Here is a 20,025-nt window from a genome sequence, read left to right on the forward strand (position 1 = left end):
ATGAATGAATCTTTCAACGATTTTTAATTTTGCGGTTGAAAGGCATCCAAATCGGATTGCCGTAGTTGATGGGAGTAAACGCTATACTTATAACCAATTAGACAAAGAAATTATGAAAGTAGCAGCTTCTTTACAAAGAATCGGAATTCAAAAAAATGATCGGGTCACGCTTTTATTAAAAAACCGCCTTGAGAATGTCATCCTATATTGGGCCATCCAGTCTTTAGGGGCTGTGTACACGCCAATCAATTTCAGATTATCGGCAAAAGAAGTGGAATATTGCGTAAACGATTCTGAATCTAAGGCAGTGATCTATGAAAAGGCAAGTGAAACCTCTGTATTAAAAGCAACCTTCCATACAAAACCCATTTTATTAGGGGTCGGAGAAGTAGAAGGGGCAGATATTTACTATGATGAGCTCGTTCAGAGAAGTCCTGGAACCTTTGTGAAACCAGAAATCCATGATGATGATATCGCTCTTATGCTGTATACATCAGGGACCACCGGGAAACCAAAAGGAGTTCCAAGAAGCAATAAAAATGAGTATTCGGCAGCGGTTGCTCACATTATACAAAATAAATACGAGGATAATGAGAGTACACTAGGTACGATGCCCCTTTACCATACGATGGGGATGAGATCTCTTCTATCGATTGCCTTTTTAAATGGGAAATATGTGGCTTTACCTGATTTTGATGCAAAAGAGGCACTAGAAATCTTAAGCTATGAAGAAATTACCTGTGTGTATTTAGTTCCTACTCTCTTTCACGATATGCTGATTCACAAGGATTTTCACCAATACAATCTTCAGAGGTTAAAGAAAATCGGGTATGCAGGTGCATCGATGACCACCGCCTTAACGGAAAAATGTGTAGAGCTATTAAAGCCAGATGTATTTGTTAATCACTATGGTAGCACAGAAATCTATACCTTCTCTATTTGCCCAAATGTGGCTGAGAAACCCGGATGCGCCGGGAAACCAGGATTTCATCAACGGATTCGCTTAGTGACAGCAGATGCGGAGGCGAATTCTACACCTGAGGATCAGATTGGAAAAGGGGAGATTGGTGAGATTATTGTTTCTCTTGATTCGATCGAAAGCTTTAAAGGATATTGGAACAGACCGGATGCCACGAAGAAGGCGATTCGTGAGGGCTGGTATTTTACTGGTGATCTAGGTGTCATGGATGATGATGGTGACTTATATGTAGTAGGCCGAGTTGATGACATGATCATTTCAGGCGGAGAAAATATCCATCCACTAGAAGTGGAAGATGTCCTTTCAAAGCATCCGAAGGTTTTCGAAGTTGCGGTAGCTGGTGAAGATGATGATCGTTGGGGTCAAATTGTAACCGCATTCATTGTTCCGAAGGATGGAACCGTAACCGTGCAAGAGTTAGATGAATTTTGTAAAAATAATCCGAAATTATCTAATTTTAAACGACCAAGAAAATATGTGTTTATTAAGCAAGTCCCAAAGAGTCCAGTAGGCAAAATCCTTCGACGAAAATTAAGAGAAGGCGAATTTGAAGTATTTCAGAAAGATAATAATTTAGTAGGTTAAAAGAGAGGGGAAATCATAATGGTAGAAACTGCAAAAAAATATGATCATATCAGAGTAGAGAAAAATATAGAGAAGCAAACGGCAACCATTGTGTTTGATCGTCCAGAAAAAATGAACTATATCAGTATGCTGGCGAGAGCTCAATTTGCTGAAATATTTAAGGAACTAGATCAAGATGATGAAGTTCGCGTGATTATTATTAAGGGAGAAGGGACTCAAGCATTTAGCGCAGGAGGAAGTATTCCTGAATTTATGGAAACACATCAGGAAGAATTATCACATCTCGCGGTTCATGTTGCAGCCCCGGAACGTTCACCAAAGCCCGTTATTGCTCAACTACAAGGATACACATTTGGTGTGGGATTTGAAATTGCCATGGCCTGTGATTTTAGAATAGCAGCAGATGATACGCTTATGGCATTACCTGAAATGAATCTTGGAATGATACCAGGAAGCGGTGGAACACAACGTGTCGCAAGAGCGGTAGGATTGACTAGAGCCAAAGATATGATTATGAGAGCAAGAAGAATTCCGGCTGATGAGGCCTATCAATGGGGATTGTTAACAAAAGTGGTGTCTAAAGAGGAATTAGATAAAGAAGTGGAATTATTAGCCGAGGAGCTAGTGAGATTTTCACCGCTTGCTCAAAAGGTATGTAAAGCGGTGTTAAATGCAGCAGAGGAATCTCCGCTAAGTGCTGGACTAGATATTGAAGGAAAAGCATACGGACTGTTAAGAACAACAGATGATTTCCGTGAAGGGGTAGCTGCATTTGCTGAAAAGAGAAAACCTCATTTTACAGGGAAGTAAGAGAAGGGGAGGTTACCTCCCCTTTTTAGAGGCTGAACCTTAATTTCATTTTGTGTTTAATTTTCCGAATTTTCAAATAAAAGGAGGATTCGAAATGAGTGAATTTAATTTAGTTCAAAGTTTAAAAAGTGTGCCTAAATTCCTAAATCTTAACACCATAAGCGCGGGAACTCTTGCGGCTATCTTTGGATGTACAGGTCCAGCGTTGATTGTTATTGGCGGTGCAGCTAGTGGAGGATTAACCCATCAACAAGCGATTTCTTGGTTATTTGCCATCTATTTCTTCGGAGGACTTTTAGGTATTTATTTAGCTTTAAAATATCGTCAACCCATTGCTGGTGCGTATTCGATTCCAGGTGCGGTGTTGGTTGCAGGTGCCCTTACCCAATTTTCATTAAATGAAGCAGCTGGAGCTTATTTCATTGCTGGTGTACTGGTTCTTATTCTAGGTGTGACAGGACTCATAGGAAAAATCATGAGGTGGATCCCTTTACCAATTGTCATGGGAATGATTGTTGGAGCCATGATCCGTTTTGGAACGGGTATGATTACCTCTATTGAAGCAGCACCATTAATTGCTGGTTCAGCAGTTGTTGTCTATTTACTTTCCTCAAGATATCTCAAAAAAGTACCACCTATTGTCTCTGCATTTGTCGTATCCATGATTGTCGCCCTCCTATTAAATCAATTCAAAATGGGAGATATTGAAAGCGGATTCATTACACCTCAACTCGTCATGCCAAGCTTTAGTCTCGATGCCATTGTTTCCATCGCTATTCCACTCGCTCTGTTAGTCATTGGGGCAGAAAATGCGCAAGCCACTGGTGTATTAATGGCTCAGGGCTATAAACCACCAGTCAATGCCATGACGATTTGGAGTGGAATTGGAGGAATGATCACCTCGTTTTTTGGAGGTCATAACGCGAATATTGCTGGTCCGATGACAGCCATTTGTTCATCTCATGAAGCAGGGGAGAAGAAAGAAGGGCGCTATGTAGCGGTTATTGTAAATGGAACATTATTTGCTTCTTTTGGTTTATTTGCAGGTGTCGTTGTTCCGTTTGTCTCTGCCATGCCAGGAGTCTTAGTTGCTACTGTAGCAGGTCTTGCCATGATTGGTGTTCTCTTAAGCTCACTCCAAGCCGCTTTCTCTGATAGTAAATTTCAAATAGGAGCTTTCTTCGCTTTAATTATCGCCATGTCAGGTGTAAGCTTCTTTAGCGTAAGTTCACCATTCTGGGCCATTATTGGTGGGGTAATTGTGTCATTAATCATTGAGAAAAGCCATTTTACGGATAAAAGTAAAGAAACAGCGAGGGATGAAACTGCTGCGGTTGAAGTGGTTTAAAAAGGAAGAATTATGTAAAGAAGTAGGGTAATTCTTCCTTCGTAAAGCTCTGTACCTCTATTTTGCATAACACAAATTTATCGACACTAAGTGTCATGCAATTATCTAAAGAAGAAAAGTCTCACCTTCATTTTTAAGGAAGTGAGACTTTTTTTTGTAAAATTTGTTTCCTCCAACTTTTTAAAGAATGATTTATGGGACTTTCATTGGGGAAAAGAGAGAGATGCATCGGCAGGGAAGTAGTGCCTGTCCCCTGACAATCTAGCATCTATTCGGGTGTTAGAAAAAGTAGGGTTTAAAAAAGAAGGGATAGCCAAAGAAAATCTAAAGATTAATGGCAAATGGACAGATCATCAAATATTAGCGATCATCAACAGCTCGGTTGTGTAAGCTAAATACAGCTTTCGATAATAAATTAAGTGTTTGTAACAAAGGAGTTTGGTCCAGTGTCTGATACAAAATTATTTCTAACATGACCGTTAAAAGACCCTGGAACAATAGAATTCAACCAGGGACTATAGGTCCTTCATCATTTTCTTTATTTCCACTTTCCCAATCGTAAAGTAAAACGGCGAAGGAAACGGGGGAACTTTTTTGTTTTTTAATTTTAATAAAGTAATTTTCAACCAATTTCGTTGTTGATGTAATCCTGTAAAGAAAAGATATAAGGTATCTTTATCTTGTTTATCCTCACCATAATACCCGTTAGGAGTACCAATTCCATTTCTATACCATTCTACTCCTTCGTCACAATCTAGGATTAAGCTGGGTGAGGGTGACCAATTGGTTCGATCTCCATTTGGTTTGGCCCCTTCTAATAGCCACAATCCTTGCTTAGGAAAGGGATGTCTACAATATAAATTGGTACTTCTGCAAACAGCCATTTCATATAAAGCACCATTGGATTTGTGGACAGATGCATCATAATAATTTTCCTCTTCTGTAAATAAGGTAATGGGTTCAGACCAATTGTTTAGGCCATCGTCACTCTCTACATATTTTATACAGTATTGAGGGTAACCCTTTTTTCCTGTTTCTTGCTTAGTTGTCACATACCACATTCTCCATTTTCCTTCTATGTATCTTACTTTTGGTTCTAAAACGTTTGGGCTATCTTTCGTCCCCACAAGAATTGGAGTGGGATGACGTCTCCAGATTCCTCCTGTTGCTGTCATCACACCGATTGAATAGGGAGATTGGTTATCTACCACTTTTTTGGATCCTCTTCCGGTATAATACAATCGCTCAACGACTTTCCCGTTTTCCCCATGACCTAATACATAACAGGGTGTATGAAAGCCATAGTAATCCCAGCAGCCTTTCTCAGAATTTTCTACTACTGGAACAGCCTTGTTCGGTTGATTAGGATCCGTCGTAATTTTCCACTCATTGGATTTTAAGGTATCACCCACTGGAAGGGTAGCTGTAAATATATTGTTTTTAAAGTTGGTTTGAAATCCTCCCATAAACATCCACCATTGATTCTGAATTTTTACCACATGTGGATCGCCAACACCTAATATATTATTAATAGGACCATATTTATCCATTTGGTCAAAAAGCTTTATGGGCTCGTTTACTGAATAATTCACGTACATGCTCCTTTTAGTAAGATATCTTTAGCATATCCACCAATAGGAGGTTTACATGAGTGAATAGTGGTACCGAAAAATTTTTTCCATACGGTAGATTCACCTTTGTATTAAAATTATATGTTATGATATAAATAGTTCGGTAAAATTTGGTAATGCATGGTATATAAGTCGGATTGAAAGTAGGGGTTGGGACAATGAAAAGGGCAGTCTTTTTAATGATTTCCATATTTCTGTTATTAGTGGCTTGTGATAACACACAGCCAATTACTGAAAGTACAATAGGCCCATCTGAATTAACAGAACGACAGCAAGCATTACTCACCACTGCGGCCTCACAATCTTTTGTATATGATTTTTCTGTCGATAAGGAATATAAGAACGTAAACATTTGGGTTGATAAATACGAATTTGGAAAACGGGTAACCGATCATCCGAATGGGGTAACGGTGGAGCTTGACGAACACGAAGGCATGATTATATTTTCAACAAATAGAGTGATCGGTCATGAAGACCAACTCGCGTTCCGAATTGGTGTGCATTCTGATCAATCAACTGCAGTGGGTGAATATACAGAAACGATGCCTAAGGATTATGAAAAGAATCTAGTGAGCGGCTGGGGTCATAACATTTCAGGTGAGGAGTCTCTTGTTCCGAACATGGTGTTAGGCAGTATCAATTATAGTAGTGATGGTAATGTAACGTCATTTCATAACCAATTACAACTTGATTCAGAAATATTCCATGAAGAACTGAAAGAATATGATGTGTCCTTTTTGTTTAGAGTTAATTTTACAAAATAGTCTCTGTTAAAGAAAACAATCGTAAAAACACCTCAGATAGGATATCTAAGGTGTTTTACTTCACTTATTCTATTTTTATTTCTCTTTTTAGCCTGATACATATTTTTGTCAGCTTTAGAAAATATGGTGGTCATATTGCCCAAAGAATTCTCTTCGAAAGAAAAGCCGATCGATAATTTGATTTCTCTCTTTGAGGTTTCATTATAGTTAATAAACTCCATTATGATTTGATCGATTAGTTCTTTTGCGGTTTTTTCTGTAGAATGCTCAAGTATGAGAGCGAATTCGTCTCCGCCCAGTCTAGCAACTGTTACCATATCTGATGAGAATTGATTGAGTAACCTCGCTGTTTCCATGATGATCCAATCTCCCTCTTTATGTCCGAAATGATCATTCATATATTTCAATTCGTCTAAATCACATATGAGAATGGCTATAGGAATATTTGACGTTTGATCAAACTGTTCAAATTTATAATCAAAGTACTCACGATTATATATCCCAGTTAAAGAATCGTGGCTAATTTGATACTGCAATTCCTTTTCTAACTGGATTTTATCGTCGATATTTCTTAAAACTCCTTGTATCGCAACAAGCGTTCCATTTTTATAAATGGGTGTAGCATATTCTTCAAAATATCTATATTCTCCGTTCTTATCAAGCCATCGCTGTACGATGCTCTCGTCAAAATTCAGTTCTCCCTTAACTTTTTTTTCAAGAATATGATAATCATCGGGATGAATCTCTATAAAGGGTATGTCGGAGTTCTTAAAGGCACGCTCAATGGAACCTTCTCCAAAAAAATGTTCAGCTGAAGGACTAAGATACTTAAATTCTCTTTTTGGATAAACCTGAAAATAATAGAGAAAATCTCTTGTATTTTCAATGATGTGAACAAAGCTTTTCTGATCATCTATTATCTTCTTTTTTTGATTTTCCCATCTTCTATATAAAAGAGGGAGCATCAAACAAGCTATAGACATTCCTGTAAGTAACCCAGTTGTAAACTGTATGCTCATTTTTGACCCTCAACTTTTAGAATATATTAAAATATAAATCATACCATAAAGTAAGTGGATGTCCTTTGTTCCTATCGTTCTGAAGAAAATAAAAGACCTATCGCTACCGATAGGCCTTGAATCACTTTCATCGGTAACTGGCTAACATAGTCGAACTCGACCTTAGTCCCTATAGTTTTGCGTCGTCATTTTTCAATGAGTTTGCCCTTTTTATTTATTGAGTAAATAGTCCTATTTCTATTATAATAGCAAAATTTTCAATATCAATAAGATTATTTACTTTTTTTGTATATTAAAGAGTTTTAATAGGCGATTCTGAACAACCTGTGGCGACAGCCCACCCAGGCAGTATGTATTTGATACCAACTAATCAAGAGGTGTTTATATGAAAAACTGGCTAATTCGACACAAGTGGGATATTCCCCTTGCTATTGTATTCTTAGCATCACTTACGATCATTCTTCAAGTACAATCGGCAGGAACTTCTTGGCATTTACTAACCATTCCTCCATATTTGATCCTTGCATCGATTCTAAGGAGCATTAAGAAAAAACAAATCATACAAGAAAGTAGAGGTCGTGCCTAGTGGCTCGGCTTTTTTTTATGAGAAAATGTCAATCTGAGATTGATCTTGCTCATTTTTATAGTTGTGGTGGACAGGTAAGAAGAATATTACTAAATAATTTACTAGTTGAAAATGGATCGTTTATAAGAAAATCGTACTAGATCAGTATTTAAACAACACACAAACTATATAAATTTTTAGAAAAGTTAGTTTTTATACTTGTAAGCCCTTACAAAAGGTGCTATTATTCGAGTATACCTAGTAAATATTTTAGTGATTATTAAGTAAAAATTTACGGGAACCGAAAAGAATATGAAGAGGGTTATGAGATGGCTACTATAAAGGATATTGCGGACAAGTCGAATGTATCAGCATCTACGGTTTCACGAGTCTTAAATAACGATGATACGATTTCCGTTCAGTCTGAAACGAGGGAACGTATTTTCCAGGTCGCTAAGGAGCTTGGATACGAAACGATTTTAGAAAGACGGTTGAGACAAAAACAGCAAACTTCGAAACATGTCGGGATTATCGTTACCCAATCATTGGACGAGGAAATCAATGATCCCTATTTTTTATCCATCCGCCAAGGGATTGAAATGGAACTTGAGAGTCATGGGATCAGAACCGTTACGTTCCGTTTACATGAAACGGAGACCAATCAAATGATTGACGGCCTCGATGGACTCATTGTCGTTGGCAGGGTAAAAGAGGTGGCGCTCAAGGCCATTAGTAAAGTAGAAAATGTGGTGTATATTAACCATTCTCCTAACGAGGATTTGTATGATGCGGTTGGAATTGATTTTGAAAAGGCTACAGAGAAAGCGATCAAGCATCTATTAGCAACTGGCTACAAGCGAATCGGGTATATCGGTGGAATGGAGAAAGAGCATAGTAAAAATCAAAAGTTCAACTCTGAAGATAAGCGTCTTACCACTTTTGAACGCTTGATGAAAGAGCAAAAGTTGTTCGACCCGGAGACCGTTTTTATCGGTGAGTATTCAATGGCACAGGGCTATGAATTAATGAAAAAAGCCATCCATATAAGGAAACTTCCCGAGGCGTTTTTTATTGCCAGTGATCCGATGGCGATTGGGGCGTTAAGAGCCTTACAAGAAGCCAATCTTAAAGTTCCTGATGATGTAGCCATTATCGGCTTTGACGATATTGAAGCAGCCTCATTCGCAAGTACACCTTTGACAACCATCCGAGTGCATACGAAGGAGATGGGGAAAACAGGAGTAAAACTTTTACTAGATCGCCTGAATGGAAGGGAACTGCCATTAACCGTGACCCTGCCGACTGAATTGGTGATCCGGGAGAGCTGCAAGAAAAATACCTAACATTTTAAGGGGGTGGTTATCGGAAAGAACGACCATGTATATCTTGTTCAACGATTTAATGCCCACCCTGCACAGCATGAAAGCTTGCAGGGTGCAAAGTGACTGCCATCACACTGCATTGGGCGAAAACTAACAAACTACTCCACCATTGAACGGGAGCTAATTCTATTATATAGTTGCTCCCAAACGTCAGCAAGAAAACGAACTCATTTTGATCGGTAATTTTAGTACTTGTTATGTCAAAAATGACTGAGGGGGCGTTTATTTTGAAAAAGCTTTTAAAAACGGTGGCGCTTGCAGCTGCCATGACAACGATTGTGACTGGATGCAATCAAGCTTCCAGTGGGAATGAAGCAAACAGTGATCAGACAGTTGTAAACTTATATTCGACAGTAACGAATGAAGCAGATAAAATCACGCTGCAAAATGTCGTGAAAAAGTTTGAAAAGGAAAATCCTGATATCGATATTAAAGAAAATTATCCTGCTGACGGGTATGAAGGAATGCTGAGAGTCAAAATGGCGGCCAATGATATGCCCGACTTATTTGATACCCACGGCTGGGCGATTCACCGTTACGGGGAATATGTAGAAGATTTAAAAGATATGGACTGGGTGAAGGATCTGGATCCGGCACTGGAGCAAATTTTAAAAGATGAATCTGGAAAAGTCTATGCGTACCCTCTAAACCAGGCAAAAGACGGACTTACATATAACGCAACCTTGCTAGAGGAATATGGAATTGAGCCGCCGACCACCTTTGATGAGTTCCTGACAGCACTTGAAACCATTAAGAAAAAAGGGAAGGGCGAAGTGACTCCACTTTGGTTTGCTGGTTCGGATAAATCTGCGTTCGGACAGTATTTTGATCAGTTTTCCACACCACTACTAATTACTGGAGAACAAAACTTCCAAAAAGAATTGCTAGATGGGACGTTTGATTGGTCAAATTATACGTTTTTAGCAGAAAAACTAAAGGAAATGCACGATAAGAAGCTCCTTAATGAAGATATATTGACGGCCCAGAATCATCAGATGGTTGACTTAATGGCGCAGAATAAAATTGGATTTATCGTTGGTGGCGGAATGCTTGGTCCTTCTGTTGATGAGGTAAACCCAGAGGTCAAGCTTGGGGTCATTCCCATGCCTGTGATCGAGGAAGGCGACGAGCCGAGCTGGATTGGTGGGGAGCGTCATACATTAGCGGTATGGAAAGATTCGAAAGTCAAAGAAGAAGCGAAAAAGTTCTTAGAATTCATTTCGCAGCCGGAAATTGTGAAAGAGATTGCGGAGGGGACGTCTCTTCCAAGTGGTCTGACGAATACAGAATCGAAAAACTATTACTCTGATTACTACGAAAAGTATGCGGATGTGAAAGTTGAACCCTACTTCGACAGAATTTACCTTCCAAGCGGTATGTGGGACCCAATGGGTGCTACTGGTCAGGAATTATTATCCGGAACGATGACACCGGACGAAGTGTCAAAAAAGATGGAGGAAGAATATAAGAGATTGCTAGCGCAGAAGAAATAGTTTTGTGAGGGAGGAAGGTGTGATCGCCTCTCCTCCTAATCTAACATTCTAGGAGTTGGTAACGTTGATAGGAGTGGAAACAAGAAGCAAGTCGATGGCCGGCTCTTCTGTAGAAGTGGAAAGGAACCGTAAAAGGCGGAAGGAATCCTCGCTTTGGTGGATGTATCTTCCCGCTCTAGCTGCTGTCTGCTTTTTCATCCTTTATCCATTTTTAAACGGAATTAAAATTTCTTTTACCAACTGGAACGGGTTTTCACAAACGTACGACTATGTTGGGTTCAGTCAATATACGAGGATGCTTAAGGATCCGAATACGTGGCTGGTCGTAAAAAACACCCTGCTGTATGGTGTCGGCAGTACCGTTTTGCAGAATGTGATTGGACTTGGGTACGCCCTTTTATTAAATCAAAAAATTCACATGAGAAATTTCACCCGAACGATTGTGTACCTTCCGGTTATTATTAGCCCGTTGATCATGGGATACATCTTCTACTTCTTCTTTGCCTACCAAGGCGGGGCACTAAATGATCTGCTTGTCTTTTTCGGATGGGATAAAATTAATGCATTGGGCGATCCAAAAATTAATATTTGGTTGATCGTTTTCGTTAATACCTTCCAGTTTGTCGGGATTGCCATGATTATTTATCTGGCTGGATTACAAAGTATTTCAAAGGATTATTACGAAGCGGCACAAATTGACGGAGCGTCTAGTTTTCAGCAATTTAAAAATATCACACTACCGATGTTAATGCCTTCTATCACCATCAACATGGTGATTAACATTATTGGGGGATTGAAATTGTTCGATGTGATCATCTCGCTAACAGGCGGTGGACCGGGCTATGCTTCACAATCCATGTCTACGTTTATGTATGACCTTTATTTTAATAGACAAGATGCGGGATATGCAGCGACGCAAGGGGTATTTATGGCCATCATCATTTTGATTCTTAGTCTGGCAGCGCTTGTGTACTTCAAACGGAAGGAGATTGAGGCGTAATGGACTATATGGGTAAAAAGAAAAAGTGGTTACTCTCAGGAGTCGCGCTTTTGATCTCAGCCTTTCACCTAATTCCTTTTTATATTTTGATTACGACCGCATTAAAGGAAAGGGGAGATTTTAGTTCGAAATGGGTGTTTCCCAAGGTCCTGGCGTTTGAGAATTTTGCGGAGGCGTGGGAAACGGCGAGTCTTGGCCATGCGCTTTCGAATACTTCGATAATTACCTTTGTCAGTGCTTTGTTATTGATTATTTTTGGCTCGATGGCCGCCTATCCCTTGGCCAGAAGGCAGACGAAACTCAATAAATTTGTTTTCATGATATTTATTGCGGTGATGGTGATTCCACCTTTAACCGCTTTAGTTCCATTATATAAGCTCGTAGTCGACATCGGAATGATGAATACTCTCGAAATTGCCATCTTGAATAATGTGGCATCCTTTCTTCCATTAACGATTTTCTTGTATTCAGGCTTTATACGCTCGACGATTCCAAAGGAATTGGAAGAAGCCGCAAAAATGGATGGTGCTAGTACACTGGGAATCTTTTTCCGGATTGTCTTCCCTTTGTTGAAGCCGGTTACGGCATCCATTTTAATCATTTCATGTGTATTCATTTGGAACGATTACCAATTCGCCATCTTCTTCCTTCAAGCAGAGGAAGTCAAGACCAGTACCGTTGCGCTGGCAGGATTCTTTGGGGAAAATGCCAACCGAATGAATTTAGTCGCTGCCGCAGCCATCATGGCCGTCCTTCCAATGGTCATTTTGTTCTTGTTATTGCAAAAGCACTTTGTTAAAGGGTTGGCATCTGGATCGGTGAAAGGATAATCAATAATAAAAAGCTTCATATTTAGATGGAGAAAATCATAAAATATCCATTTACTAAACAACTAAAATCACTCACTTAAAAAATTTGGAGGTTCACTTATGTCTAAAATTACTTTTCTTGGCGCAGGTAGTACCGTATTTGCAAAAAATGTGTTAGGAGATTGCATGTTTGTTGACGCGTTAGACGGCTTTGAGTTTGCCTTATTTGATATTGATGAACAGCGATTACGTGATTCCGAACAAATGCTGAACAATTTAAAGGAAACTCTCGGGAAAAACCTGACGATTAAAGCGTATACGGATCGGAAGGAGTCGTTAAGAGGTGCGAAATATGTCATCAATGCGATTCAAGTAGGAGGCTATAAGCCGAGTACCGTGATCGATTTTGAAATACCGAAAAAATATGGCTTACGACAGACCATTGCCGATACAGTTGGAATTGGCGGGATCTTCCGTAACTTACGGACGATTCCGGTTATGCTTGATTTTGCAAGGGATATGGAAGAGGTTTGTCCAGATGCCATATTTATGAATTATACCAACCCGATGGCAGTCTTGACTGGGGTCATGAATCGTTTTACAACTATTAAAACGGTTGGCCTATGTCACAGTGTGCAGGTCTGTACCAAAGATTTATTTGAGGCATTGGGCATGGATCGTACAGGTGTGAAGGAGAAAATTGCCGGGATCAATCACATGGCATGGTTGCTTGAGGTTAGCAAGGATGGGGTTGACTTGTATCCTGAAATTAAGAGAAGAGCCCGTGAATTGCAAAAAACCAAGCATGGCGATATGGTTCGATTTGAATTAATGGATAAATTTGGTTACTACGTGACCGAGTCATCTGAACACAATGCTGAATATCACCCTTATTTTATCAAATCTCGTTACCCTGAGTTAATTGAGCGTTTCAATATTCCGCTTGATGAATATCCACGTCGCTGTGAAAAGCAAATTAATGACTGGGTAGCTATTAGAGAGGATCTGGTTAACAATCAATCTTTGAATCATGTTCGTTCTCGTGAATATGGATCGCGCATTATTGAAGCAATCGAAACAGATGTTCCGTTTAAATTTGGTGGTAATGTCTTAAATACCGGCAGACTGATTAGCAATCTTCCAGAAAAAGCGTGTGTCGAGGTGCCTTGTATCGCCGACCGCAGCGGAATCACCCCAACCTATGTGGGAGACCTTCCAGAGCAGCTCGCTGCATTAAACCGCACCAATATCAACACGCAATTGCTAACCATTGAAGCAGCAATCACGTTGAAAAAGGAATATATTTATCAAGCTGCTTTGCTGGACCCACATACCGCTGCTGAATTATCCATGGACGACATCATCTCTCTATGTGACGACTTAATTGAAGCACATGGTGAATGGCTGCCAACATTTAAAAGTGAAACTGGTGTAGCCCTTACATTATAGGTTCAAGTCAAAGTAGGAGACCGGATTCTGAATGAATCCGGTCTTTGTTTTTATTACTATTGCGAATTTGCAGAGTTTTAAGTAGGCACTTATTTAACTATATTAATAAAAGGGAAAATATGTATAAATGTAGAAAGTAATTTTAGAAGATAAAGAAGGGAGAAATTAAAATGAGTGAAAAACTAGTAAGAGTAGGGACTACTTATATCCCAGTCACCAATGTTGACCTTTCTGCAGAATGGTATGTATCTAATTTAAGTGCTGAGTTAAGTTATAAGGATGATGATAAAGCGATTATTAACCTTGCAAATCAAAGCATCTTCCTAGTTAAATCAAATAAGAATCAATCCTCAAATTTCTACGATATTTATGGTCAGGAGCGTTTCTCAATGACATTTGAAGTGAATGGATTAAGTTCATTAGAGTCGTTACATAATGAATTTGTTAGCAAAAAAATGAGAGTTGGAGAAATTGAAGATAGGGGACACTCGGGAAGGAACTTTGTGTTCTTTGATCTAGATGGAAATAAATTTGATGTATGGAGTGAATTAAGTCCAATTTTCAAAGAGAAATTCATCATTAATCAATAAATCTTTCATATTTAAATTAGAATAGTATGGATTTTATGTTTGGGGAGGAGAGGTTATTATGTCGTTTATGAAGGTAAAAAAACAATTTAAGCTTGTTGGATTAAAAGGCAAGGGGGAGTTTGTTCACTTTGGCGATGAAGTACCCTTACTTGCAAAACAACTATTAAGTCGTTCAAACGAAATTCAACATGCTACACAAACGAAAATTGCCTTATTTGAGCCTAAAAAGGATGAGGAACATAGGATAGGTCATTATTATGTAGGGTTAATTGTAAGGGGAAATTTAAATGAAGTACCATCAGGAATGGAATATATTGAAACAAATAAGAGTTTTGTAACTACAAGAGGGAATATATCAAACGTGAGAGAACTTCATTTGAATTTATTGAATTGGGCAGAAGAACAAGGTTATCAAAGAGAACTTAATTCTTATATAATCGAGACTTATCACCCTAACGAAGAAAGAGAAGAAGAGGTAGAGATTTACTTACCGATTCATGACTAAAAAGTGAGGGAGTTTAGGTGAAGAAGTAGTTATTGAAAGTCAATTAGGGATATGTTAACATAAATGGAAACTAGAGGTGAGTATTTATGCCGTTATTTAATAAAGCAATTATCTCGTTCTCACAACAACATCATCATATCAAGTAGCCTTGCTATCCGATTTATTTAAAAAATCGTCAATAGGAAGGCTATTTATCATTAAACCGTATTTGATTAAGTTCAACACTTAAATCAAGTGCGGTTTTTTATTTTATTATAAAATTGGAGGCAATGAAAATGAAGAAAATGGATTATCAAAATGTTAAGGGTACTCAAGATTACTTACCGAATGCTGAGGTGGTAAGAAGAGACATAAGAAGAACATTAGAAGATGTATTTATCCAATATGGATGTAAACCACTGGAAACACCTATATTAAATTACACCGAATTAATGGTTTCTAAGTATGGCGGTGGAGCAGAAATAATAGAAGAAATGTATACATTATCCGATAGAGGAAAAAGAGATTTAGCTTTACGCTATGACCTCACTATCCCATTTGCAAAGGTGGTTGCGATGAACCCGACACTAAAGATGCCTTTCAAACGATATGAAATTGGTAAGGTTTTTAGGGATGGACCAATTAAAACTGGAAGGTTTCGTGAATTTACGCAATGTGATGTTGATATAGTAGGTGTGGATTCGCAAATCGCTGAAGCTGAATTAATGGTTATGGCATTGGATGCTTTTAGGAAACTTGAATTAAAGGTAACGATCCAATATAACAATCGAAAGTTATTAACTGGAATGCTTAATGTATTTGGTACAGAGGATGAAAAAATCAATAAAGTAGTCTTAATTCTAGATAAACTTGAAAAGCTTGGAATAGCATCTGTTGTTTCTGAGCTTAATGAACAAGGATTATCAAGTTCAACAATTACTTTAATTCAACAGTTTTTAATTGATGACGCAAATTCAAGCTTTGGCTATTTTGAATCATTTGCCGAACAAAATAAAGAGGTAAGGCAAGGTTTAAATGAATTAAAAGAGTTAGAATCTTATCTTGAATTTCTAGGACTAAAAGAACAGTGCGTATTTAATCCATTTTTAGCAAGAGGATTAGAGATATATACTGGTACAATTTATGAAATATTCTTGGATGACCAATCTATTAAATCCAGTATTGGGAGTGGTGGGAGATATGATAATGCAATCGGCGGGTTGATAGGTACAAACCAAGAATTTTCAACAGTAGGAATTTCATTTGGCTTAGATGTAATCTATACTGCTATGAACTCAACAGTGAAAGAATTAAAAGAAAATCCGAATGTAGATTATTATATAGTTCCATTAGGGACTCAAAAAGAATCTTTATTAGTAGCGAATGATTTAAGAAATAAAGGCTATAAAGTTGAATATGAAATGAGTAACAAAAAGTTAGGAAAAGCTCTGGATAAAGCAAATAAAGAGAAGATTCGCAACGTTATTATTATCGGAGAGGATGAAGTTAGAAATAACCAATACAAAGTAAAAGATATGCTTTCAGGTGATGAAAGGACTGAATCGTATCCATTTACCTGATTTAAGATTCTTATTCAACTGAAAAGGGGCATATATAGGATGAACCCCTTTTTAGTGTATTTACTTCTGATTTCTTCTTAAAGGTTATATTTTAATATGGAAATAACAGGATAACAGAGAAGAAATGTAGAAACAATTAACAGGTCAATAAATTAGGGAGGACTGTAAATGAGTAAATTCAGTTTGTTTGGTAAGTTTGAGGTACAAGAAGGCGAACGTGACACAATGGTAGATATTTTATTGGAAGCAGCAAAATCAATGAAGAATCTTGATGAATGCGAGTTATATGTTGTGAATATTTCGGAAAGTGAACCAAATTCTGTTTATGTTTATGAAGTGTGGAGTAATGAAAATGCCCATCAAGCCTCTCTAAATCTTGAAGCTACACAAACTTTAATAAAGCAGGCAAAACCAATCATTACTGGAATGGAGAGAATCAGCACCCTAAAAACTAGGGGTGGGAAGGGTATTTAATGAATTCTTATTGAGCAAACGGGGGCGGTTCTTCCATAAAGGAGATCGCTTTTTCTTATTGTACAATAGGCCAATTTTTTAAAGAAGGTAGGTCAGTTTAATGTTAGAATCTAACTATATTTAGGAAAAACAAAGTGAACAACTTGTACGAGGTTCAGGTGTTTATTACTGAAGTGCTAAAACGTATTTTCCAATGTTATTTAAGGAGGGGCTTATGAATACATACTGTAAAAGTGCATTAAATCAAATCAAAGTCGCATTAACTACAACCATCGAAATAATCGATAAATTAGAAGAACTAGATTTACAAAAAAGGCCCTCTCCCAATAAACATTCAATAGGTGAATTATTAGAACATATTTCAATTATTTGCAAAGCAGATTTGCTCATCGCAAATGGGGCAACCGAAGATGAAATGAATGATTTTTACTCAACTGTTACATATGGAAATTTAACTCAAATAAAAGATGCTCTACTTGATAATTTTGAGACACTTAAAGAAGTATATATGAATTATTCAGAAGCTGAACTTCAAGAAAGCATTGCTTCCTATTGGGGTATCACATATACAAAATATGAATGGTTGTTAGAAATTTTAGCACATGTATATCATCATAGAGGTCAATTACACGCTGTACTTGTTCACTGTTATGGAAAAGATCCCAAAGTACCAATGTTTGAATAGACTTCTTGTTCGACTAACGGGGAGGTTAGTTGAATAGTAAAACAAGGATGGGAACACTAAAATGAGGTGTTCAAATGATAAGGTCTATCATTTTATTAATAGCTATGATTTTTGTAATTGCCCCTAATAATGCAGGAGCACAAACCTCAGACTATACTGTGATAGCAAAGTCTGATAAAGAGAATATAACGATCTATGCCAAGAGATTGGAAGGCTTGTATTATGACTTCAAGATTGACTTTAAGGGGACGAGGTTCTCAAGACCTTTTTGGATGAACGTTACTAATCCTTCCTACGCCCCACAAGTATTTTACGAAGACATAAACAAAGATGAGAAAAGAGAGTTAATCATAATCTTGACGAAAGGTTATGGTACAGGTGCGTTAATAGAAGAAGTTTATGTTTATAAAAATACAAATGGATTGATTGACTTACTTATTGATAATCCTTTGGCAATTATCCATAAAAACGTCAAAACTAAGTTAACAACCGAAAAGGGCGAAGTCCGAATTAATGACAAAGTATATAAAGTTGATATAACACCGATAACTATCAAACCTAAACTTGGTGATGAGATAAGTTTTGGCAGTATTATTGATTATGAGTTAAGAGATAATGAACTAATTGCAATAATCCCAGGTCAAATCACTCCAGCAGCCTATATTGGTGAGATAGTTATTGTCTATGAATATCGAGACAAAATGTTTCAAGCAAAATCGATTGAATTTCAACCAGCTAATTTATGAGTTGTTCATAATAACAGGTACAATATTTAGCGAGGATTGCTGTAGCGGTCCTGCATTCAGTTATTTGGTTCGGTTTTAACCTTCTTCTTTGAAAATCAATAGCCTGCCACTCTATGGTTTTTTCGTTACTAAAAGTGATCGTCACTAAATCATTTGGGGGACTATGTGCACCTTCAAATGGTTGTTACCTGTACGGTGACATTATATAAATAACTGCCTATTGGCAGCTTCTGGTGGCATTGATTCGGATGAATTAATGCCTTTATTTATTAAAATTTGATGTAGATGATATTCCGCTAACGGTGCGCTTAAAAGTAAAGTTTGAAACTTTCTTACATAGTGATCCGTAATTTAAAAGAAGGGAAGTGATTAGTTGGAAGAGAAAAAGTTATATATTTCAAGAATTTATATGTTTGTAATATTAATTATTTTTGGTTACTTGTTCATGTGGATGGCAGTAGGTATTTATTCTAATTTAGGTAATGAAATGAATTGGCGTTATTGGGCAGAACTGATCTGTATGTCATTATTTGGGATGTTTTTCTTATATATAACCGTTTATTCGTTTAAGCAATTAATAATACCAACATTACTTATAACTGTAACAGAAACAGGTGTAATCGTTGAGAAAGATAAAAGAAAAGTAGAAATTGGATGGGGAGATATAGAATCTTATATGATTTGTGGAAGGCCTAGCCCAAATGGAAGCTTTATTTATTTTTATATTTTCCTAAAAGATGGAATAGCTTCTACCACTATTCCTAAAGAGCTGAAAATTGAATACCATTTTATGAAAAACAAAAAAATACTGAAAAAAGCCTTCGATAAAAATAAAATTAAAGAACTATCACCGGATTATGAAGCCGTTAAACACATTAAATAAAATTAAGCTAATGGAGACAGAAGTGTTCAAGAAAAATCGCCTTTTCTTTTCGGCCAAAGAAGCAGTTCTGTTCAATAAGGTGAAACTTATTTTATAGAAGATTCGTAAACACTTCTAAAGGAGGAGAGTTATTTTGGAGGGAGTCATCGGAACTTGGTTGCCTTTATTGCTATCTACTGGTATCACTGTTGCCTTTATTTATTTCGTTATAAAAGCTTTTAAAAAATAAGAAATAATTAAACCTCGGCTACTGTATAGCTGAGGTTTACACTTGTAATAAAGGATCAGGATTATTGAACAAGAACAGATAAAATAGTTAAAGGAGCATTCCTGTTAGAAGGATTTTCGGGGACTTGAACAAAAAAGAGCCCTCTTGGTATGATACGGGGTGTCAAATCGTGTGCCGAAATGACCCCTAACTTAGTTAACCAAGGAGGACTCCAAAATGGATTTTAAACAAAATCATAAAATAAATCAAGTCACTGAAAAAACACTCGTAGTCGGCATCGATATTGCCAAGCGGATTCATTACGCTTGTTTTGTGGACGATCGCGGACGGGTGCTCCGAAAGTCATTCTCTGTTTCTCAGTCTCGAGATGGGTTTGAACTTTTCTATCAACGAATTCTAATTGAAATGAAAGAACAAGAAAAAACGGAAGTCATCGTTGGGATTGAACCTACTGGTCATTATTGGCTCAATTTAGCCTATTTTCTTGAGGAACGAGGCATCCCTCTAGCTATGGTCAACC

General features: G+C 37.5%; 20 protein-coding genes, 1 pseudogene and 1 riboswitch. Of the genes and pseudogenes, 19 read left to right on the top strand and 2 right to left on the bottom strand.

Going from position 1 to position 20,025, the window contains the following annotated elements; all coding sequences use genetic code 11:
* The first annotated feature begins 4 nt into the window (after positions 1-4).
* From M3175_RS10315 to M3175_RS10330, 4 genes and pseudogenes are all read left to right on the top strand, one after another.
* The gene (locus M3175_RS10315) at positions 5-1,564 is read left to right on the top strand and encodes a class I adenylate-forming enzyme family protein (RefSeq protein ID WP_251518599.1); all 1,560 of its coding nucleotides are present in this window, start codon (positions 5-7) and stop codon (positions 1,562-1,564) included.
* Positions 1,565-1,582: 18 nt separating this feature from the next.
* Positions 1,583-2,374 (top strand): enoyl-CoA hydratase/isomerase family protein, encoded by a 792-nt coding sequence (locus M3175_RS10320; RefSeq protein ID WP_251518600.1) that lies wholly within the window; start codon positions 1,583-1,585, stop codon positions 2,372-2,374.
* 94 nt (positions 2,375-2,468) lie between these two features.
* Positions 2,469-3,722 (top strand): benzoate/H(+) symporter BenE family transporter, encoded by a 1,254-nt coding sequence (locus tag M3175_RS10325; protein WP_251518601.1) that lies wholly within the window; start codon positions 2,469-2,471, stop codon positions 3,720-3,722.
* A gap of 255 nt (positions 3,723-3,977) precedes the next feature.
* A pseudogene (locus tag M3175_RS10330) lies at positions 3,978-4,112 on the top strand (GNAT family N-acetyltransferase); the annotation flags it as partial.
* A gap of 125 nt (positions 4,113-4,237) precedes the next feature.
* On the opposite strand, the gene M3175_RS10335 reads toward M3175_RS10330, so the two are convergent.
* Positions 4,238-5,314 carry a glycoside hydrolase family protein gene (locus M3175_RS10335; protein WP_251518602.1) on the bottom strand — a complete coding sequence of 359 codons (1,077 nt, stop codon included), beginning with the start codon at positions 5,312-5,314 and terminating at the stop codon, positions 4,238-4,240.
* A 197-nt stretch (positions 5,315-5,511) separates the two neighbouring features.
* Between M3175_RS10335 and M3175_RS10340 the strand changes: the two genes are divergently transcribed.
* Entirely contained in the window at positions 5,512-6,117 is a 606-nt protein-coding gene (locus M3175_RS10340; RefSeq protein ID WP_251518603.1) for a YgaN family protein, read from the top strand.
* Positions 6,118-6,149: 32 nt separating this feature from the next.
* On the opposite strand, the gene M3175_RS10345 is transcribed toward M3175_RS10340, so the two are convergent.
* Positions 6,150-7,100, bottom strand: a complete 951-nt coding sequence (locus M3175_RS10345; RefSeq protein ID WP_251518604.1) for a sensor domain-containing diguanylate cyclase — start codon at positions 7,098-7,100, stop codon at positions 6,150-6,152.
* A 165-nt stretch (positions 7,101-7,265) separates the two neighbouring features.
* Positions 7,266-7,352, bottom strand: a riboswitch (cyclic di-GMP riboswitch).
* Positions 7,353-7,521: 169 nt separating this feature from the next.
* Between M3175_RS10345 and M3175_RS10350 the strand changes: the two genes are divergently transcribed.
* From M3175_RS10350 to M3175_RS10415, 14 genes are all read left to right on the top strand, one after another.
* On the top strand, positions 7,522-7,722 hold the full coding sequence (locus M3175_RS10350; RefSeq protein ID WP_251518606.1) for a hypothetical protein: 201 nt from the start codon (positions 7,522-7,524) through the stop codon (positions 7,720-7,722).
* A gap of 308 nt (positions 7,723-8,030) precedes the next feature.
* Entirely contained in the window at positions 8,031-9,044 is a 1,014-nt protein-coding gene (locus tag M3175_RS10355) for a LacI family DNA-binding transcriptional regulator (RefSeq protein WP_251518616.1), read from the top strand.
* Positions 9,045-9,310: 266 nt separating this feature from the next.
* Positions 9,311-10,576 carry an ABC transporter substrate-binding protein gene (locus M3175_RS10360; protein WP_371321678.1) on the top strand — a complete coding sequence of 422 codons (1,266 nt, stop codon included), beginning with the start codon at positions 9,311-9,313 and terminating at the stop codon, positions 10,574-10,576.
* A gap of 94 nt (positions 10,577-10,670) precedes the next feature.
* Entirely contained in the window at positions 10,671-11,576 is a 906-nt protein-coding gene (locus M3175_RS10365; RefSeq protein ID WP_251518654.1) for a carbohydrate ABC transporter permease, read from the top strand.
* Positions 11,576-12,406 carry a carbohydrate ABC transporter permease gene (locus M3175_RS10370; protein ID WP_251518618.1) on the top strand — a complete coding sequence of 277 codons (831 nt, stop codon included), beginning with the start codon at positions 11,576-11,578 and terminating at the stop codon, positions 12,404-12,406. The genes M3175_RS10365 and M3175_RS10370 overlap by 1 nt, the downstream gene beginning before the upstream one ends.
* 99 nt (positions 12,407-12,505) lie before the next feature.
* Positions 12,506-13,834 carry an alpha-glucosidase/alpha-galactosidase gene (locus tag M3175_RS10375; protein WP_251518620.1) on the top strand — a complete coding sequence of 443 codons (1,329 nt, stop codon included), beginning with the start codon at positions 12,506-12,508 and terminating at the stop codon, positions 13,832-13,834.
* Positions 13,835-14,004: 170 nt separating this feature from the next.
* Positions 14,005-14,424 (top strand): VOC family protein, encoded by a 420-nt coding sequence (locus M3175_RS10380; RefSeq protein WP_251518622.1) that lies wholly within the window; start codon positions 14,005-14,007, stop codon positions 14,422-14,424.
* A gap of 58 nt (positions 14,425-14,482) precedes the next feature.
* Positions 14,483-14,929 carry a GyrI-like domain-containing protein gene (locus M3175_RS10385; RefSeq protein ID WP_251518623.1) on the top strand — a complete coding sequence of 149 codons (447 nt, stop codon included), beginning with the start codon at positions 14,483-14,485 and terminating at the stop codon, positions 14,927-14,929.
* A 275-nt stretch (positions 14,930-15,204) separates the two neighbouring features.
* Positions 15,205-16,488: a histidine--tRNA ligase gene (locus M3175_RS10390; protein WP_251518624.1), complete on the top strand. Its 1,284-nt coding sequence runs from the start codon at positions 15,205-15,207 to the stop codon at positions 16,486-16,488.
* A 168-nt stretch (positions 16,489-16,656) separates the two neighbouring features.
* Complete coding sequence (locus M3175_RS10395; RefSeq protein WP_251518625.1) at positions 16,657-16,962, top strand: putative quinol monooxygenase; 306 nt, start codon at positions 16,657-16,659, stop codon at positions 16,960-16,962.
* 214 nt (positions 16,963-17,176) lie between these two features.
* Positions 17,177-17,647 (top strand): DinB family protein, encoded by a 471-nt coding sequence (locus M3175_RS10400; protein WP_251518626.1) that lies wholly within the window; start codon positions 17,177-17,179, stop codon positions 17,645-17,647.
* 74 nt (positions 17,648-17,721) lie between these two features.
* Positions 17,722-18,393, top strand: a complete 672-nt coding sequence (locus M3175_RS10405; RefSeq protein WP_251518627.1) for a hypothetical protein — start codon at positions 17,722-17,724, stop codon at positions 18,391-18,393.
* 373 nt (positions 18,394-18,766) lie between these two features.
* Positions 18,767-19,276 carry a hypothetical protein gene (locus M3175_RS10410; protein WP_251518628.1) on the top strand — a complete coding sequence of 170 codons (510 nt, stop codon included), beginning with the start codon at positions 18,767-18,769 and terminating at the stop codon, positions 19,274-19,276.
* A gap of 445 nt (positions 19,277-19,721) precedes the next feature.
* On the top strand, positions 19,722-20,025 hold a 304-nt coding region (locus M3175_RS10415), incomplete at its 3' end, for an IS110 family transposase (protein ID WP_251518630.1).

Source organism: Robertmurraya korlensis, assembly GCF_023715225.1.
GTDB lineage: Bacteria > Bacillota > Bacilli > Bacillales > Cytobacillaceae > Robertmurraya_A.

Excerpts from the sequence above, each read along its gene's own strand:
- M3175_RS10315 (WP_251518599.1), top strand. The coding sequence starts at position 5 with ATGAATCTTTCAACGATTTTTAATTTTGCGGTTGAAAGGCATCCAAAT.
- M3175_RS10320 (WP_251518600.1), top strand. The coding sequence starts at position 1,583 with ATGGTAGAAACTGCAAAAAAATATGATCATATCAGAGTAGAGAAAAAT.
- M3175_RS10325 (WP_251518601.1), top strand. The coding sequence starts at position 2,469 with ATGAGTGAATTTAATTTAGTTCAAAGTTTAAAAAGTGTGCCTAAATTC.
- M3175_RS10340 (WP_251518603.1), top strand. The coding sequence starts at position 5,512 with ATGAAAAGGGCAGTCTTTTTAATGATTTCCATATTTCTGTTATTAGTG.
- M3175_RS10345 (WP_251518604.1), bottom strand. The coding sequence starts at position 7,100 with ATGTCTATAGCTTGTTTGATGCTCCCTCTTTTATATAGAAGATGGGAA.
- M3175_RS10350 (WP_251518606.1), top strand. The coding sequence starts at position 7,522 with ATGAAAAACTGGCTAATTCGACACAAGTGGGATATTCCCCTTGCTATT.
- M3175_RS10355 (WP_251518616.1), top strand. The coding sequence starts at position 8,031 with ATGGCTACTATAAAGGATATTGCGGACAAGTCGAATGTATCAGCATCT.
- M3175_RS10365 (WP_251518654.1), top strand. The coding sequence starts at position 10,671 with ATGGCCGGCTCTTCTGTAGAAGTGGAAAGGAACCGTAAAAGGCGGAAG.
- M3175_RS10370 (WP_251518618.1), top strand. The coding sequence starts at position 11,576 with ATGGACTATATGGGTAAAAAGAAAAAGTGGTTACTCTCAGGAGTCGCG.
- M3175_RS10375 (WP_251518620.1), top strand. The coding sequence starts at position 12,506 with ATGTCTAAAATTACTTTTCTTGGCGCAGGTAGTACCGTATTTGCAAAA.
- M3175_RS10380 (WP_251518622.1), top strand. The coding sequence starts at position 14,005 with ATGAGTGAAAAACTAGTAAGAGTAGGGACTACTTATATCCCAGTCACC.
- M3175_RS10385 (WP_251518623.1), top strand. The coding sequence starts at position 14,483 with ATGTCGTTTATGAAGGTAAAAAAACAATTTAAGCTTGTTGGATTAAAA.
- M3175_RS10390 (WP_251518624.1), top strand. The coding sequence starts at position 15,205 with ATGAAGAAAATGGATTATCAAAATGTTAAGGGTACTCAAGATTACTTA.
- M3175_RS10395 (WP_251518625.1), top strand. The coding sequence starts at position 16,657 with ATGAGTAAATTCAGTTTGTTTGGTAAGTTTGAGGTACAAGAAGGCGAA.
- M3175_RS10400 (WP_251518626.1), top strand. The coding sequence starts at position 17,177 with ATGAATACATACTGTAAAAGTGCATTAAATCAAATCAAAGTCGCATTA.
- M3175_RS10405 (WP_251518627.1), top strand. The coding sequence starts at position 17,722 with ATGATAAGGTCTATCATTTTATTAATAGCTATGATTTTTGTAATTGCC.